Consider the following 14,945-nt stretch of genomic DNA (forward strand, 5'->3'; position numbering starts at 1 on the left):
GCAACAATATCTTGTGGCGCGGAAACGGTCTGCGTCTATATGCGGTTCAGTTTTCCTCGCGGCCGTCCTCGCAGTGCTCACAGTGGCAGTCCTCCGCGTGAGGAACGGTCTTGTTCCGGGTATTGAACTGAGCCTTTCTGCCGCGGTACCAGATGAAAACGACCACTATCAGAAAGACTATCAGCACTCCTCTGAACACGTGACCCATAACTCCGTCGAACACAGGCAGTCCGCCGAACGCCTCAAGCCCGTACCATACCGACATGAATAAAAAGAAAACCGTCAGCAGGTAGCCCACAAGACCGTGCTTTCTGCCGATAAAGAAGCAGAGCACGGCAAGCACCGCCCAGAGAAAGACATAGAAATAGTGAATAAACGGCATAAGCGGCTCCTTTCCTTAGTATATCCGAAAATGCGCTGTGGTGAACATATATATTGTATAATAAACGCCGCTCAAAATCAAGTGGATTGTGAACGGGACGTGAAACTTTTGTAAATTGGAAAATATTTTTAATAAAATGCTTGACTTTTTCTGACTTTGGGGGTATAGTAATGATAGAGTCAATTAGCACTCACCACCCGAGAGTGCTAAAAGCAAAAATCAAGGAGGAACAGACATGACCCCTGCCGCGAGAAAAGAAACGATTCTCGCCGCCATCGTCGAGAGCTTTATCCAAAGCGGCGAGCCTGTCGGCTCAAAGGCGCTGCTCGGCGGAACAGGGCTTCAGGTTTCCTCGGCAACCGTCCGCAACGATATGGCTGAGCTCACCGCTCAGGGGTATCTCGTGCAGCCGCACACCTCGGCGGGACGCGTTCCCACTGCCTTGGGCTACCGCTACTACGTCGACAACGTGATGCGCGTAACTCCTCTGGCACAGGTCGCGGCGGCATATATCCGCGACTCGCTCGGCAAGCTCGCCGATTCTCCCGAGATGATTTTGCAGGGAGCGGCGGATCTGACGGAGCAGCTCACGGGTTCGGTTGCACTCGCCACCACCCCTGCGGCAGACAATTGCAGGGTCAGGCGGCTCAGCTTTGTGCAGACGGGCAGACATACCGCGATGGCGGTGCTTATCTGCTCAAACGGCGTGATACGCACGCGGCTTTTCCGGTGCGCGTTCGTGATCACCCCCGAGATCATCACGATGTTCGACAAATCGCTCAACGAGCTTTTCGCGGGCGTAGAGGTCGGTGTGATCGGACAGCCGTTCATTCAGTCCGCAGCGGTTCGCTTCGGCGAGCTGTCGCTGTTCATGCCGCCGGCGCTTATCGCGATAATGGAAGCGGCGCAGCAGGCGGCGAAGGTAAGCGTGAAGCACAGCAAGCTGAGCAGACTTATTTTCAACTACGGCGCATCGGCGTCGGTCAGCAGGGAGTTCATCGACTTTCTGCAGAACGAGCGCGACGTTGCGGCAATGCTCAGCCGCAGACCGCAGCATACGGCGGTCACCATCGGCACCGAGAACAGGCGCGTGGAGCTTAGCAAAAGCGCGGTGTTCTCAACGCGCTACAGCATAGACGGCACACCCTCGGGCGTGCTCGCGATAATAACGGCGCAGCGGACGGATTACGCGAGAAACATCGCGATAATCGAATGCGTTGCACAGTGCGCGGGCGAGCTGATGGAAGAGCTTATTGAAACAACAGATTAACCCTGAAGGAGATGAATAAAATGTCAGAGAAGAACAAGGCTGAGATCCCCGAGGAGGAGATTCAGGCTGAACAGACCGTCGAGGAGGTTGAAGCCGAGGCGGTCGACGCTGAGGACATTCCCGACGAGCGCGATGAAAAAATCGGGAAGCTCGAGGCGGAGCTTGCCGCTCAGAAGGACAGATACATGAGGCTCGCGGCGGAGTACGACAACTACCGCAAGCGCACCGCGAACGAGAAGCTCGGCATTTATGACGACGCTACCTCGAAGGCGGTCACGGAGATTCTTCCCGTAGCGGACAGCGTGAGAATGGCGCTCGAGAACCTCAAGGATTCCGACCCCGAGATCATCAAGGGCGTTGAGCTGATAAAGAGCCAGCTCGACCGCTCGTTTGAGAAGCTCAGGATCGAGAGCTACGGCGAGGTCGGCGACGAATTTGACCCGAACCTGCACAACGCGATTTCGATGGTGGACAGCGAGGAGCTGAAATCCAACCAGATCGCCGCGGTATTCCAGACGGGCTACAAAATCGGCGACAAAATCATCAGACACGCAATGGTACAGGTCGTTAACTAAAATATACTCGGAGCGAAGCGACCATAAATTTTCAATTTTCAATTTTTCATTTTCAATTAAAATAATTCGGAGGTATTAATTATGGCAAAGACAATCGGTATAGATTTAGGTACAACAAACTCATGCGTAGCGGTAATCGAAGGCGGCGAGCCCGTAGTAATCGCAAACGCTGAAGGTTCAAGAACAACTCCCTCAGTCGTAGCATTCTCCAAGGACGGCGAGAGAATGGTAGGTCAGGTCGCAAAGCGCCAGGCTATCACCAACCCCGACAGAACCGTTTCCTCTATCAAGAGAGAAATGGGTACAGCGTACAAGGTAGCGATCGACGGCAAGAGCTACACACCCCAGGAGATTTCCGCTATGATTCTCCAGAAGCTCAAGGCTGATGCTGAGGCTTACCTCGGCGAGACCGTAACACAGGCTGTCATCACCGTTCCCGCATACTTCACCGACGCACAGCGTCAGGCTACAAAGGACGCAGGCAAGATCGCGGGTCTTGATGTAAAGAGAATCATCAACGAGCCTACAGCGGCAGCGCTTTCCTACGGCGTTGACAAGGAGAACGACCAGAAGGTCATGGTATACGACCTCGGCGGCGGCACCTTCGACGTAAGTATCATCGAGATGGGCGACGGCGTACAGGAGGTTCTCGCAACCGCAGGTAACAACCGTCTCGGCGGCGACGACTTCGACAAGCGCATCATCGACTGGATGGTAGCTTCCTTCAAGACAGAAACAGGCATCGACCTTTCATCTGATAAAATGGCAATGCAGCGCCTCAAGGAGGCTGCTGAGAAGGCAAAGATCGAGCTTTCGGGCGTAACGACCTCCTCGATCAACCTGCCCTTCATCACTGCCGATCAGACAGGTCCCAAGCACCTCGACCTCACCCTCACAAGAGCTAAGTTCAACGAGCTGACCTCTGACCTCGTAGAGGCTACAATGGGTCCCGTACGTTCCGCTCTCTCAGACTCAGGTCTGCAGATCGGTCAGATCGACAAGGTTCTCATGGTCGGCGGTTCCTCGAGAATCCCCGCTGTACAGGAGGCTGTTCAGAAGCTTATCGGCAAGGAACCCTTCAAGGGCATCAACCCCGACGAGTGTGTCGCTATCGGCGCGGCTATCCAGGCAGGCGTTCTCGGCGGCGAGGTAGACGGACTTCTTCTCCTCGACGTTACTCCGCTTTCTCTCGGCGTTGAGACCATGGGCGGCGTAATGACCAAGATCATCGACAGAAACACCACTATCCCCACCAAGAAGAGCCAGATCTTCTCCACCGCGGCTGACAACCAGACCCAGGTTGAGATCAACGTTCTCCAGGGTGAGCGCGAGTTCGCACGCGACAACAAGCAGCTCGGTCTGTTCGCACTCACAGGCATCGCACCCGCAATGCGCGGTATTCCGCAGATCGAGGTAACCTTCGACATCGACGCCAACGGTATCGTAAACGTTTCCGCAAAGGATCTCGGCACCGGCAAGGAGCAGAAAATCACGATTTCCTCCTCCACCAACATGAGCAAGGAGGACATCGACAAGGCAGTCAAGGACGCCGAGCAGTACGCGGCTGAGGACAAGAAGCGCCGCGAAGAGGTTGACGCGAAGAACGAGGCTGAGAACCTCGCATATCAGGCTGAGAAGCTCGTCAACGAGAACGGCGACAAGCTCGCCTCAGACGACAAGAACACAATCACCACCAAGGTTCAGGCTGTCAAGGACGCTATCGCGAAGAACGATATCTCCATGATCAACGCTGCCAAGGAGGATCTGCAGAAGTCGCTCTACGAGGTTTCCGCGAAGCTCTATCAGCAGGCTGCGCCCCAGCAGGGCAATCCCGCACAGGGCGCACCCGACATGGGCGGCGCACAGCCGAACAGCGGCAATAACGGCGGCAACGGCGGCGACCCCAACGTATACGACGCTGATTTCACCGACGCTGACTAAGATAAAAACAAAGCTTTCAATAAGCCATGAGGAGCTGCCAGCCACAGCTCCTTTTGGCGTATCGGTATCATAATATATCCCACAGACGGGCGCGGGCACCGCGCTGTCTGCCCGGAGGTAAAATACCCACAGTAAATATCACATCCAAACGACGGGCGCGGGACACCGATTTACGGATAAAATCCGCACTGTCTACCCGGAGGAAAAATAATGGCAGATAAGAGAGATTACTACGAGGTTCTCGGCGTTCAGAAGGGCGCGAGCGAGGACGAGATCAAAAAGGCGTACCGTCAGAGCGCCAAAAAATACCACCCCGACCTTCACCCCGGCGACAAGGACTGCGAGGAGAAGTTTAAGGAGGTCAACGAGGCGTACGAGGTGCTTTCCGACAGCGAAAAGCGCGCGCGCTACGACCAGTTCGGCCACGCGGGCGTAGACCCCAACTACGGCGCGGGCGCAGGCGGCGGCAGTCCCTTCGGCGTCGACATGGACTTCGGCGACATCTTCTCGAGCATATTCGGCGGCGGCTTCGGCGGCAGACGCGCGGCGAACGCACCCCAGCGCGGCGGCGATGTTGAAACGAGCGTCACTATCACCTTTGAGGAGAGCGCCAAGGGCACCACAAAGAAGGTCAGCTACAACAGCGTAGATACCTGCACCGACTGTCACGGCACAGGCGCGGCGGCAGGCTCGCAGCCCAAGACCTGTTCGGCATGCGGCGGCTCGGGAAGGGTGACCATCAACCAGCGTTCACCGCTCGGCGTTATCCAGACCCAGCGCACCTGCGACGCTTGTCACGGACGCGGAAAGATCATCGACAACCCCTGCCGCAGATGTAACGGCTCGGGCAGATACAGACAGCCCCACACTGTTGACGTGAGCATTCCCGCAGGTATCCGCGACTCACAGATACTCAACGTCGGCGGCCACGGCAACGCGGGCGTAAACGGCGGTCCCAAGGGCGATCTGCACGTATATGTAAACGTCAGGAAGCACGAGCTCTTTGAGCGCAGAGGCGACGACGTATGGTGCGACCTTCCGATCACCTTCGCGCAGGCTTCACTCGGAGCTGAGGTCACGGTTCCGACAATCGACGGCAAGGCGCGTTACACTATCCACGAGGGAACCCAGCCTAACGATATATTCAAGCTCAAGGGCAAGGGCTTTACACACCTCGGCGGAAGAGGCAGAGGCGATCACTACTGCCGCGTAGTCGTTGAGATCCCGAAGAACCTCAACCAGAAGCAGAAGGATCTCATCACGCAGTTTGACCGCTCGACAACCGAGAGCAACTACTCAAAGCGCAGCGGCTTCTTTGACAAGCTCAAGAAGATGTTCGGCTAAGGTGCGGCTATGAATACATGGACTGAAATCAAAATCGCCGTAAGCGCGAAGAATATCGACCGCGCAAGCGACATCGCGAACGTCGTTGTGCCTTACGGAATATATATCGAGGACTACACCAACCTCGAGCAGACGGTAGAGGACATCGCGCACATCGACCTGATCGACGAGGACCTGCTCAAAAAGGACAGGAACCGCGCGTATGTACATATCTACCTCGAGCCCGACGTGTCGCCTGCCGAGGCGGTGGCGTTTCTGAGCGAGCGCTACGGCGCGGAGGGTATCGCGCACGAAATCGAGCTGCTCGACTGCGCCGAGGAGGATTGGCGCAACAACTGGAAGAAGTATTTCTCACCGCTCGCGGTGGGTAATAATATAATGATCGTGCCGAGCTGGTTCGAGGACGTCGACACACAGGGCAGGATCCCGCTCAGCATCGACCCGGGACTCGCGTTCGGCACGGGCGGCCACGAAACAACGCGGCTCTGTCTTGAGATGTGCGAGAAGTACATGAAGAAGGGCGACAGCGTGCTCGACGTAGGCTGCGGCAGCGGCATTCTCGGAATCGCGGCTCTGCTCATGGGCGCGTCAGAGGCGACAGGCGTTGACATCGACGAGACCGCCGTGCGCACGGCAGCCGAAAACGCTGAGCTCAACGGAGTTGCCGACCGCTTTACGGCGATTTGCGGCAGCTTCACCGAGAAGGTCGAGGGAAAGTTCGATATCGTTCTGGCGAACATCGTCGCCGACGCGATCATCTTTCTGTCTAAGGGCGTCAGCGGCTTCATGAAGGACGACGCGGTCTATATCATGAGCGGCATTATCGACACCCGCGCTGATGAAGTCAAGGCTGAGGTATCGAAGTACTTTGATATCATCGAAGAACACCTCGACGGCGGCTGGGTATGTCTGGCTGCGGTCAAATCGCGGCGGTCACGCGACCGCGGGCAAATCGCGTACTATAAGTTAAATAATAAGGCAGCGTCACTTTTTCGCGGGAAGTGTTTCCGCGGGCGGTTACGTTGCCTTTCTTGCTGACCGATAATCGCCCTTGCAAAATCCTTATAAATATACTATAATATACCTTACAAAAAAGGAAGTGATATGATGGGGCATAAGCATAAACACAGCCACGCGCCCGATTTCTACACTGCGGCGCGATTTACGTCTGACGACCTCGGCAAGCTGTTTTTGTTCCGCGACCGCTACACGGGTACGCTCTACACCTTCGAGCTTCTCGACTGCGTGACCAAATCCGTCGCGGAGCTTGACTCGCTGTTGATCGGGGAGTACAATCTCCGTCCTGACGTCGCGGTTGAGCAAATCTGGTGCCGCGTAACGCCGTCTGACTTTGACCGCGAGCGGCTCATAATCGGCTTTGACGAGAGCTATTCGGATATCTACACCGAGGACGCCGACGGCCCGGTTGCATTCGGATTGCAGCTCAAGCCGTCGAATAAGCTCGAGGGCGAGGTGTTCACAGCTTCGACCCTGAAGCCTGACGCGGATTCCTCTGTCAGCTGGAAAATCGAGGTGTGGAATGTTTAAGGCGGCGGTTTTTGATATGGACGGTCTGATGTTCGACACGGAGCGGCTGGTTTACGACAACTGGCAGCAGATGATGGACGAGCGCGGCTATCCGTACAGCATAGAGGACTTCAAGCAGACCGTCGGCAGGCGCAAGGCTGAGGTTCAGAACTTCTACTTCGGCAAATACGGCGCGGATTTTCCGTACTGGGAGCTGTCGGAGCATGGCAAGAAGATGTACATCGACAAGGTGAAGCGCGACGGTATCCCCGTAAAGCAGGGATTGTACGAAACGCTTTCCTATTTAAAGAACAAGGGCTGCAAAATCGCTCTCGCGACCTCTACCTCGCGGCAGACGGCTGAGTTCAATCTCGAAAGTGCAAAGGTGACTGAGTTCTTTGACGCTCTTGTATGCGGCGGCGACGTCAAAAACGGCAAGCCTCACCCCGAGGTTTTCCTGACGGCAGCGGCGGCTCTGGGCGAGAAGCCCTCTGACTGCATCGCGTTCGAGGACAGCATCAACGGCATAAAGTCGGCTCACGCGGCAGGCATGACGACGGTCATGGTGCCCGATTTTCTCGAGCCGACCGACGAGATACGCCCGATGATAGACTGTCTGTGCAAAAGCCTTGAGGAAAGTATATTATATATGGAAAAGGAGTAATAATATGAGTTACGGTTATCATTATTCATCAGGCGAACCCGCTTTTGCGGTGTTTATGATGATTTTCACTATGATTTACATACTGGTGATGTTCGGCATAGTGGCGGCAGCTTACATTTCGCGCTGGTTCATCTTCAAGAAGATGGGCATGCCCGGCTGGAAGGGCATTATCCCCTACTACGGCGAGTATCTTCTGTTCCGCGAGCTGTGGACGACAAAGATGTTCTGGGCGCTTGTCATCAGCGCCGCCGTATACGCGTTCGTGAGCATTTTCGCAGTGGTATTCGGCATGGTGGGCTTCGCTGTGGCAGTGGCAGGCGCTCATAGCTCGCACGCGGTCGGACAGGCGGCGATAATACCGATCCTTGCATTCGCGTTCTACGGACTGCTCACGATCGGATACCTCGTATTCGCGCTGGTAGTCAACTTCAAGCTCAACAACCGTCTGGCTAAAGCCTTCGGCAAGTCGACGGGCTTTGCGGCGGGACTCACCTTCCTCTCACCGATTTTCGATTTGATCCTCGCGTTTGACAAGTCATACTACATTGGCAGACAAGCGCCGGTGGGCGCGTTCTCCCGCCTTTGAAAACGTTAATCTCCGGAAACGTTCATAAACGGCGGGGCGGAGAAGTTTTCAATAAATCGGATAAAGGAACCGTTTCATATGAAGCGGTTCTTTTTTTGTTACCAAATGACGGCTGTGCAAAAACGACAAAAGATTAGGGATAATTTTGGATTGCGGTGTGTAAATATATGTGGTAGAATTTAGATGTGATAGTTTGCGCTTTTTGCGCGGCTGCAGAACCGTAATATCTCAAAACAAGGAGGATTCTTATGAAAAAGCTCACAAGATTTGTCAGTGTGCTTCTTTCGGCGCTGATGGTAGCGTCGATGTTCACGGCGCTGAACTTCACGGCGTTCGCGGCGGACAGCAAGCTGACAATTCGGGCAAACTCAAACATTTTCCCGACGCAGACACAGGAATTTAACGCGGACACAAATCAGATCACCGTCACATGGTGGATGCAGGTGTCCGACGCCAATATGGTCAACACCCAGTGCGTCATCACCTACGACAGCTCAAAGCTCGCGGTTGATATGACGGACGGCGTTAACTCGACCATTCAGGACGGCAAGCGCGTAGACCGTATTCTCCGCGTTACCGACGGAGTAGGTACAGTCACAAACTATGCTCCGCAGCAGACCTACCTCGATTTGCACGAGAACAACCCCTCGGGCAAGTTCCTCGACGGCGAGAGTGACAACGACGCGAGCATCAAGGTCAACTCCGTCAACCTCGAGGGCAGAGAGCTTACCGAATCGAACGGCAAGGTGCCCTTTGTATCCGTGACCTTCAACCCAAAGGACGGCGCTCAGGGCGTGACAAACGTCAACCTCTATGTCGAAATCATGCAGATCAGGGGCGAGAGCGAAGAGGAAGAGCACTACTTTATCGCCCGTTCCGAAATCGCGGACAACAAGGTTTCCTATATGCCCGAAACACCCTCGGCTGTTTACGCGGGCACGTTTGACGACTACAGCGTTCAGGCTGGCGACGTATTCACAGTCGCGGGCACAGCGAACTTCCTCGGCACCGAGTGGGAGGCTAAGCCCACCGTAAACGTGATGACCAAGGGCAGCGACGGCATCTACAAGATCACCGTCAAGAACGTCAAGGCGGTCAGCGGCGCCGTATATGAAGTAAAGGTAGTCGAGTTCAAGAACGGCGACACCGAAAATCCGATCTGGCACGGCAAGGACGGCGGCGACGCTAATGTTGACTTCGGACTCAGCAAGGACTGCGACGTAACCGTGACCTACAACCCGACCACAAAGGAAATCAAGGTAACAGGCGCAGGCGTTACCGATCCGAGCTACAAGATCGACTATGTAGCAGTAGTCGGCAACGGCAAGGACGTACCGAGCTTTGTAAACGGCAAGAACTGGGATCCGACCGCGGCAGCCAACAAGATGACGGCGAGTTCAAACGTCTACGAGATCACCTACAAGAACGTAGCCGCAAACAAGGATCTCGAATTCAAGTTTGCCGCGAACGGCGCGTGGGCTCTCAACTGGGGCAACGGCTCAGCCGTGACCCCCGGCACAGCCATGGACGCATACGACGGCGGCGAGAACATCAAATTCAACTACAAGTCATCAAAGTCGACCTTTGACCTCACCCTCAAGCTCGACCTCACGAATTGGGACGCTGACAAAAAGACAGGCGCGAAGTTCACCGTAACCGCGAAGGACTGCGAGCAGCCCACAACCGAGAAGCCCGAGCCTACCACAGTTGCTCCCACAACAGCGGCACCCACGACAGTCGCACCTACGACAGTTGCTCCCACTACGGTTGCTCCCACTACGGTTGCTCCGACAACAGTCGCTCCTACGACAGAGGCACCCACGACCGAGCCTGTCCACGTTCACACAATTGTAGTTGACAAGGGCTATCCTGCGACCTGCACATCGACGGGTCTGACCGACGGCAGCCACTGTGAAACCTGCGGCGAGGTCATCAAGGCGCAGGAGGTTATCCCGATGCATCCCGACACCATGGTAGTCAAGGGCTATCCCGCTACCTACGAGAAGGACGGCCTCACCGACGGCGTAAGATGCAAGCGCTGCGGTACATGGGTAGTCGAGCGTCAGGTTATCCCGAAGCTTATCCGCTACGGCGACGTTAACCGGGACGGCGAGATCACGATTGAAGACGCAACACTTCTGCAGAAGTTCATCGCGGAGCTGGTAACCTTCAACGAAGATCAGAAACGTGCGGCGGACACCAACGGCGACGGTCAGATCAGAATTGACGACGTTACAGAAATCCAGAAGTATGTTGCCGAGCTAATTCATGAGCTCGGTCCGAAACAAACATCCTCTTGAAACGGATAAATAAAAACAGCAACAGCCCCGAGTGCTTACCTCGGGGCTGCCGCTGTTTAGAGAGATTATTTTATAAGAAAGGAAAATCTATATGATGGACTTTCGTCCGGAGTTGGAAAATAAAAAAGGAGAAAAATAAAAAAATGAGAAAATCTATATGAATGTTCAGTTGTTAACGGGCACCAGCACGGGCAATCTCCATGCTGTAGACAATGTTGTCCTTGGCGACCATTGTAATTGATACATCGGGAGCGAACCGGTTGAACATCACCAAAAAGCTCTCGTTTCCGCCGTCATGCATTCCTGTCACAATACGGCTGACGTTATTGTCGTTGACAAACTGCGCTGCTGCCGCGGGGGCATACGCACTGAAAATAACGGTCATGTCTGCACCGTTTGCCTTCGATACCCTGTGAAGGTACTCGAGTACATCGGTTACATTTGAATAATCTTCCGTGGGTCTGAGTACGCTGAGTACCCTGAGCTCACATTCCTGTTCTTCCGCGATTGCCGCGGCGGTTTCAATAATACGGTCACAATCATACTGACCTGTGACGCAGGCGAGGATGGACGGCTTCTTGCTGTACATCGTTGCACCTCCTTTCTTTACTGTGACTATATGATACAACGTGAATATGTTTAAAATATATTGCTTGTGTGAAATATCGGTGAAAAATTTCTGAAAATCGCATGCGAGAAAAACGGAGTATTTAAGAGCATAGCAAAGCATTTGCAAGCGGTGAGGGGTGTAAATTAAATTTTTCGAAAAAAGTGTTGACAACGCGGATTTAATGATATATAATCATAGGGCACGAATAAAGATTAGGAGGAATAAATATGTCAACATATTTAGCTAAGAAAAGCGAAGTTGAACGCAGCTGGTATGTAATCGACGCTGCGGGCAAGCCCCTCGGCAGAGTTGCAGTACAGGCGGCAGTGCTCCTCAGAGGCAAGCACAAGCCCACCTTCACACCCAACGTAGACTGCGGCGACCACGTAATCATCATCAACTGCAAGGACGCGGTTCTCACCGGCAGCAAGCTCACTCAGAAGAAGTGGCAGCGCCACACCGGCTATATCGGCCACCTCAAGGAAACCCGTTACGATACCCTCATGGCTACAAAGCCCACCAAGGCTATGGAGCTCGCAGTTAAGGGTATGCTTCCCAAGAATACACTCGGCAGAAACGCTCTGTTAAGACTCAGACTCTTTGAGGGCGCCGAGCACAAGCATGAGGCTCAGAAGCCCCAGCCGTTTGAAGCATAAGAAGGAGGCAGAACAGAATGTACGACAAGACACCTTATTTCTACGGTACAGGTAGAAGAAAAAGCTCCGTTGCCCGCGTAAGACTCTACCAGGGCACAGGCAAGATCACCATCAACGACCGTGACATTGACGATTATTTCGGTCTTGACACACTCAAGCTCATCGTAAGACAGCCTCTTGCTCTCACCGAGACAGACGAGAAGTTCGACGTTGTATGCCGTGTATCAGGCGGCGGCGTAACAGGCCAGGCGGGTGCTATCCGTCACGGCATCGCCAGAGCTCTGCTCCAGTACGACACCGAGAACCTCCGCGGCAAGCTCAAGAAGGCAGGCTTCCTGACACGTGACCCGAGAATGAAAGAGCGTAAGAAGTACGGTCTCAAAGCCGCACGCCGTGCGCCGCAGTTCTCAAAGAGATAATCATACGTTATCGATTTTATCAAGGCTTTCCGATATGGGAAGCCTTGTTTTATATGAAGCTAATGCAAAAAGGAACCGGAGGAGATCAGAGATGACATTGGCAAAAAAACACCTGAACGGCAATCAGCTCAAGCTCATCGCGATAATCGCGATGACGATTGACCACCTGACGTGGGTAATATTCCCGGGAATGCAGGCGGTCTGGTACGTTTTTGCCCTTCACATCATCGGCAGGCTGACAGCACCCATAATGTGGTTTTTTATCGCGGAGGGGTGTTTTTACACCCGTAATATCTGGAAATACGCGGGCAGACTGTTTATATTTGCGCTGATATCTCACTTCGCGTACAACTTCGCGTTCGGCATACCGTTCCTTCCGTTCTCAACAGGCAGCTTCTTCAACCAGACGGGCGTAATGTGGTCGCTCGCATGGGCGGTCGTGCTGATTGCGATTTTCAAGAGCGAGAAAATCCCTCAGTGGGCAAAGTACCTTGCGATTCCCATAATATGCGTGATAACGTTTCCGTCAGACTGGTCGTGCATCGCGGTCATGTGTCCGTTCTTTTTGTATCAGCACCGCGGAAACTTCAAGGCTCAGGCGATCGATATCGTCCTCTGGACGCTGATGTATGCCGTGGTATACTTCTTCTGTCTGGATAAGCTGTACGGCGCGCTGCAGATGTTCACCTTCCTGACTATCCCGATCCTCGCGCAGTACAACGGCGAACGCGGCAAAAAGATACCCGGAACAAAGTGGCTGTTCTACATCTACTATCCCGCGCACCTCTTTGTTGTAGGAATCATCAGGCTCGCCCTGCACGGAATCGTTCCGATTATATTTTGATCATCAAGGCTTCCGAAAACCGGGAGCCTTTTTTGTGCCTGCCGCGCTTTGCCGCCCGTGCTTTTTCTCCTTGACTTTTTGCGCTGTTTGCGGTATCATTTATACTGTATAATTATAAAAAGAAAGGGGTGAGGCGAGTGTTTGATTTTTCCGTAATAATAGATATCGGCGTTGTGGCGCTGCGAATCCTGCTGCCGCTCTACGCGATATTCATCGTCTATCAGTGCTACGCCGCGATGCGCCGCCGCAGACGACCCGAAAAACCGCTTGTCACCCTCATGAACACCCGCACCTTTGAGAAGATTCCCGTACTCTTCTGGGAGAACTCGATCGGCAGGAAGAAGTCCAACGACGTCGTCGTCGAGGACGCTGCCGTGTCAAAGGTTCACGCCGTACTTCTGCGGCGCGACGAGGGATGGTTCATCAACGATACCGAGAGCCTTCACGGCACCTTCGTCAACGGAAGGCGCACCGAGGGCAGAACGCAGGTATATATCGACGACATAATCCGCGTCGGCAACACCGATTTCCAGTTTTTGCGCGGCGAGGAATACAACGAGGAGCTGCGCTCGAGCTGGTTCTTCAAGAATCCCTCGCAGAAGCCCGCCGTCAAATCGTGGAAGCTGATGCTGATGATAACGCTCTTCCACTTCTTCATGACCGTCGAGGCGGTTTACTGGAACGACGGAAAGAATCTCCTTTCGCCGCTTATCATCTTCGGCATCGTGGCGGCTGTCAACTGGGGAATGTTCATCGTCAGCTACTTCGGACTCCGCAGAACGACGTTTGAGCTGGAGGCTCTGGCGCTGTTTTTGTCGGGCATAGGCACGATACTGCTGGCGCGGCAATACGAGCGGTCGGCGTACATGCAGGTGATATCCACCGTCGTCGGCTTTGTGATATTCTGCGCGATAATCAAGCTGATTGAGGATCCCGACAAGCTCTACCGCTTCCGCATACCGCTGATGATAGCGGCGGTCGGACTGCTCGGCGTGAGCATCGTTTTCGGTAAGGTAACGAACGGCGCGGCAAACTGGATCTACATAGGCCCCTTGTCCTTCCAGCCCTCAGAGCTTGTAAAGGTCATTTATATACTCATCGGCGCGGGCGCGCTCGACAAGCTGAACACTAAGAAGGACTTGTTCATCTTCATCGGCTTCTCTGTCGTCTGCGTGGGACTTCTCGCGGTAATGCGCGACTTGGGAACTGCGCTGATATTCTTCGTCACCTTCCTGCTCATTGCGTTCATGCGCTCGGGCGACTTCAAGACGATCATACTCGCGGTTTCGGCGGCGGTATTCGGCGCGATCTTTGCTATACGCTTCATGCCGTACGTAGCCGACCGTTTCAAGGCGTACCGCCACGTGTGGGAGTACGCTCAGGCTGAGGGCTATCAGCAGACGCACGTCCTCACCTTCATCGCGAGCGGCGGACTCTTCGGCGTAGGCATCGGCAACGGCTTCCTCAAGCAGGTCGCCGCGTCCGAGAGCGACCTTGTTTTCGGACTTGTTGCCGAGGAAATGGGCATCATCGTCGCGATAACTCTGGCTCTGGCGGTAGCGCTGCTCGTGGTTTACGCGCGCGCCATCACCACAAGGAGCCGCAGCACCTTCTATTCTATCTCCGCCTGCTGCGCGGCGGGTCTGCTCGTGGTTCAGCTCACCCTGAACATATTCGGCGCAACCGACCTGCTTCCGCTCACGGGCGTTACCTTCCCGTTCATCAGCGCCGGCGGCTCGAGCGTGATCGGCTGCTGGGGACTTATCGCCTTCATCAAGGCGGCTGACGAACGCACCTATTCAATGAAACGCTGATTACTCCAAAGGG

At 54.4% G+C, this 14,945-nt stretch carries 15 protein-coding genes; 13 read left to right on the forward strand and 2 right to left on the reverse strand.

The genetic code is table 11. The features are described 5' to 3' along the window. Positions 1–46 precede the first annotated feature (46 nt). Positions 47–382: a hypothetical protein gene (locus AB1I49_RS00370; RefSeq protein ID WP_316609115.1), complete on the reverse strand. Its 336-nt coding sequence runs from the start codon at positions 380–382 to the stop codon at positions 47–49. Between the two features lie 235 nt (positions 383–617). Between AB1I49_RS00370 and hrcA the strand changes: the two genes are divergently transcribed. The 9 genes from hrcA (at position 618) to AB1I49_RS00415 (ending at position 10,589) form a co-directional block, all read left to right on the forward strand. Further along, a complete protein-coding gene (gene hrcA / locus AB1I49_RS00375; protein ID WP_407721112.1) occupies positions 618–1,652 on the forward strand; it encodes a heat-inducible transcriptional repressor HrcA in 1,035 nt (344 codons plus the stop codon). A gap of 20 nt (positions 1,653–1,672) precedes the next feature. Continuing rightward, complete coding sequence (gene grpE / locus AB1I49_RS00380; RefSeq protein WP_316611300.1) at positions 1,673–2,227, forward strand: nucleotide exchange factor GrpE; 555 nt, start codon at positions 1,673–1,675, stop codon at positions 2,225–2,227. Positions 2,228–2,308: 81 nt separating this feature from the next. Then, complete coding sequence (gene dnaK / locus AB1I49_RS00385; RefSeq protein WP_316619536.1) at positions 2,309–4,168, forward strand: molecular chaperone DnaK; 1,860 nt, start codon at positions 2,309–2,311, stop codon at positions 4,166–4,168. 210 nt (positions 4,169–4,378) lie between these two features. Next, entirely contained in the window at positions 4,379–5,512 is a 1,134-nt protein-coding gene (dnaJ, locus tag AB1I49_RS00390) for a molecular chaperone DnaJ (protein ID WP_407721113.1), read from the forward strand. 9 nt (positions 5,513–5,521) lie between these two features. Then, a complete protein-coding gene (prmA, locus tag AB1I49_RS00395; RefSeq protein ID WP_407721114.1) occupies positions 5,522–6,550 on the forward strand; it encodes a 50S ribosomal protein L11 methyltransferase in 1,029 nt (342 codons plus the stop codon). A gap of 66 nt (positions 6,551–6,616) precedes the next feature. Beyond that, complete coding sequence (locus AB1I49_RS00400) at positions 6,617–7,060, forward strand: hypothetical protein (RefSeq protein WP_316609123.1); 444 nt, start codon at positions 6,617–6,619, stop codon at positions 7,058–7,060. Continuing rightward, complete coding sequence (locus AB1I49_RS00405) at positions 7,053–7,703, forward strand: HAD family hydrolase (RefSeq protein WP_316609124.1); 651 nt, start codon at positions 7,053–7,055, stop codon at positions 7,701–7,703. Before AB1I49_RS00400 ends, AB1I49_RS00405 begins: the two co-directional genes overlap by 8 nt. Positions 7,704–7,707: 4 nt before the next feature. Next, positions 7,708–8,289, forward strand: coding sequence for a DUF5684 domain-containing protein (locus AB1I49_RS00410; RefSeq protein ID WP_316609125.1), 582 nt, complete (start codon positions 7,708–7,710; stop codon positions 8,287–8,289). A 248-nt stretch (positions 8,290–8,537) separates the two neighbouring features. Then, entirely contained in the window at positions 8,538–10,589 is a 2,052-nt protein-coding gene (locus AB1I49_RS00415) for a dockerin type I domain-containing protein (protein WP_407721115.1), read from the forward strand. A 172-nt stretch (positions 10,590–10,761) separates the two neighbouring features. On the opposite strand, the gene AB1I49_RS00420 is transcribed toward AB1I49_RS00415, so the two are convergent. Continuing rightward, positions 10,762–11,178, reverse strand: coding sequence for an adenine nucleotide alpha hydrolase family protein (locus AB1I49_RS00420; protein ID WP_407721116.1), 417 nt, complete (start codon positions 11,176–11,178; stop codon positions 10,762–10,764). 248 nt (positions 11,179–11,426) lie between these two features. Between AB1I49_RS00420 and rplM the strand changes: the two genes are divergently transcribed. From rplM to AB1I49_RS00440, 4 genes are all read left to right on the forward strand, one after another. Then, entirely contained in the window at positions 11,427–11,855 is a 429-nt protein-coding gene (rplM, locus tag AB1I49_RS00425; protein WP_201427664.1) for a 50S ribosomal protein L13, read from the forward strand. A gap of 17 nt (positions 11,856–11,872) precedes the next feature. After that, positions 11,873–12,274 carry a 30S ribosomal protein S9 gene (gene rpsI, locus AB1I49_RS00430; protein ID WP_201427665.1) on the forward strand — a complete coding sequence of 134 codons (402 nt, stop codon included), beginning with the start codon at positions 11,873–11,875 and terminating at the stop codon, positions 12,272–12,274. Between the two features lie 91 nt (positions 12,275–12,365). Beyond that, complete coding sequence (locus AB1I49_RS00435) at positions 12,366–13,118, forward strand: TraX family protein (RefSeq protein WP_316609131.1); 753 nt, start codon at positions 12,366–12,368, stop codon at positions 13,116–13,118. Positions 13,119–13,255: 137 nt separating this feature from the next. Then, positions 13,256–14,932, forward strand: a complete 1,677-nt coding sequence (locus AB1I49_RS00440) for an FtsW/RodA/SpoVE family cell cycle protein (RefSeq protein WP_316609133.1) — start codon at positions 13,256–13,258, stop codon at positions 14,930–14,932. Positions 14,933–14,945 lie beyond the last annotated feature (13 nt).

This window comes from Ruminococcus sp. NATIVEDY160 (assembly GCF_045819885.1).
Classification (GTDB): domain Bacteria; phylum Bacillota; class Clostridia; order Oscillospirales; family Acutalibacteraceae; genus Ruminococcoides.

Bases quoted from the DNA above. Each gene is read 5' to 3' on its own strand.
- AB1I49_RS00410 (WP_316609125.1), top strand. From the start codon at position 7,708: ATGAGTTACGGTTATCATTATTCATCAGGCGAACCCGCTTTTGCGGTG.
- AB1I49_RS00405 (WP_316609124.1), top strand. From the start codon at position 7,053: ATGTTTAAGGCGGCGGTTTTTGATATGGACGGTCTGATGTTCGACACG.
- hrcA (WP_407721112.1), top strand. From the start codon at position 618: ATGACCCCTGCCGCGAGAAAAGAAACGATTCTCGCCGCCATCGTCGAG.
- dnaJ (WP_407721113.1), top strand. From the start codon at position 4,379: ATGGCAGATAAGAGAGATTACTACGAGGTTCTCGGCGTTCAGAAGGGC.
- AB1I49_RS00420 (WP_407721116.1), bottom strand. From the start codon at position 11,178: ATGTACAGCAAGAAGCCGTCCATCCTCGCCTGCGTCACAGGTCAGTAT.
- dnaK (WP_316619536.1), top strand. From the start codon at position 2,309: ATGGCAAAGACAATCGGTATAGATTTAGGTACAACAAACTCATGCGTA.
- AB1I49_RS00435 (WP_316609131.1), top strand. From the start codon at position 12,366: ATGACATTGGCAAAAAAACACCTGAACGGCAATCAGCTCAAGCTCATC.
- rpsI (WP_201427665.1), top strand. From the start codon at position 11,873: ATGTACGACAAGACACCTTATTTCTACGGTACAGGTAGAAGAAAAAGC.
- grpE (WP_316611300.1), top strand. From the start codon at position 1,673: ATGTCAGAGAAGAACAAGGCTGAGATCCCCGAGGAGGAGATTCAGGCT.
- rplM (WP_201427664.1), top strand. From the start codon at position 11,427: ATGTCAACATATTTAGCTAAGAAAAGCGAAGTTGAACGCAGCTGGTAT.
- prmA (WP_407721114.1), top strand. From the start codon at position 5,522: ATGAATACATGGACTGAAATCAAAATCGCCGTAAGCGCGAAGAATATC.
- AB1I49_RS00370 (WP_316609115.1), bottom strand. From the start codon at position 382: ATGCCGTTTATTCACTATTTCTATGTCTTTCTCTGGGCGGTGCTTGCC.
- AB1I49_RS00415 (WP_407721115.1), top strand. From the start codon at position 8,538: ATGAAAAAGCTCACAAGATTTGTCAGTGTGCTTCTTTCGGCGCTGATG.
- AB1I49_RS00400 (WP_316609123.1), top strand. From the start codon at position 6,617: ATGATGGGGCATAAGCATAAACACAGCCACGCGCCCGATTTCTACACT.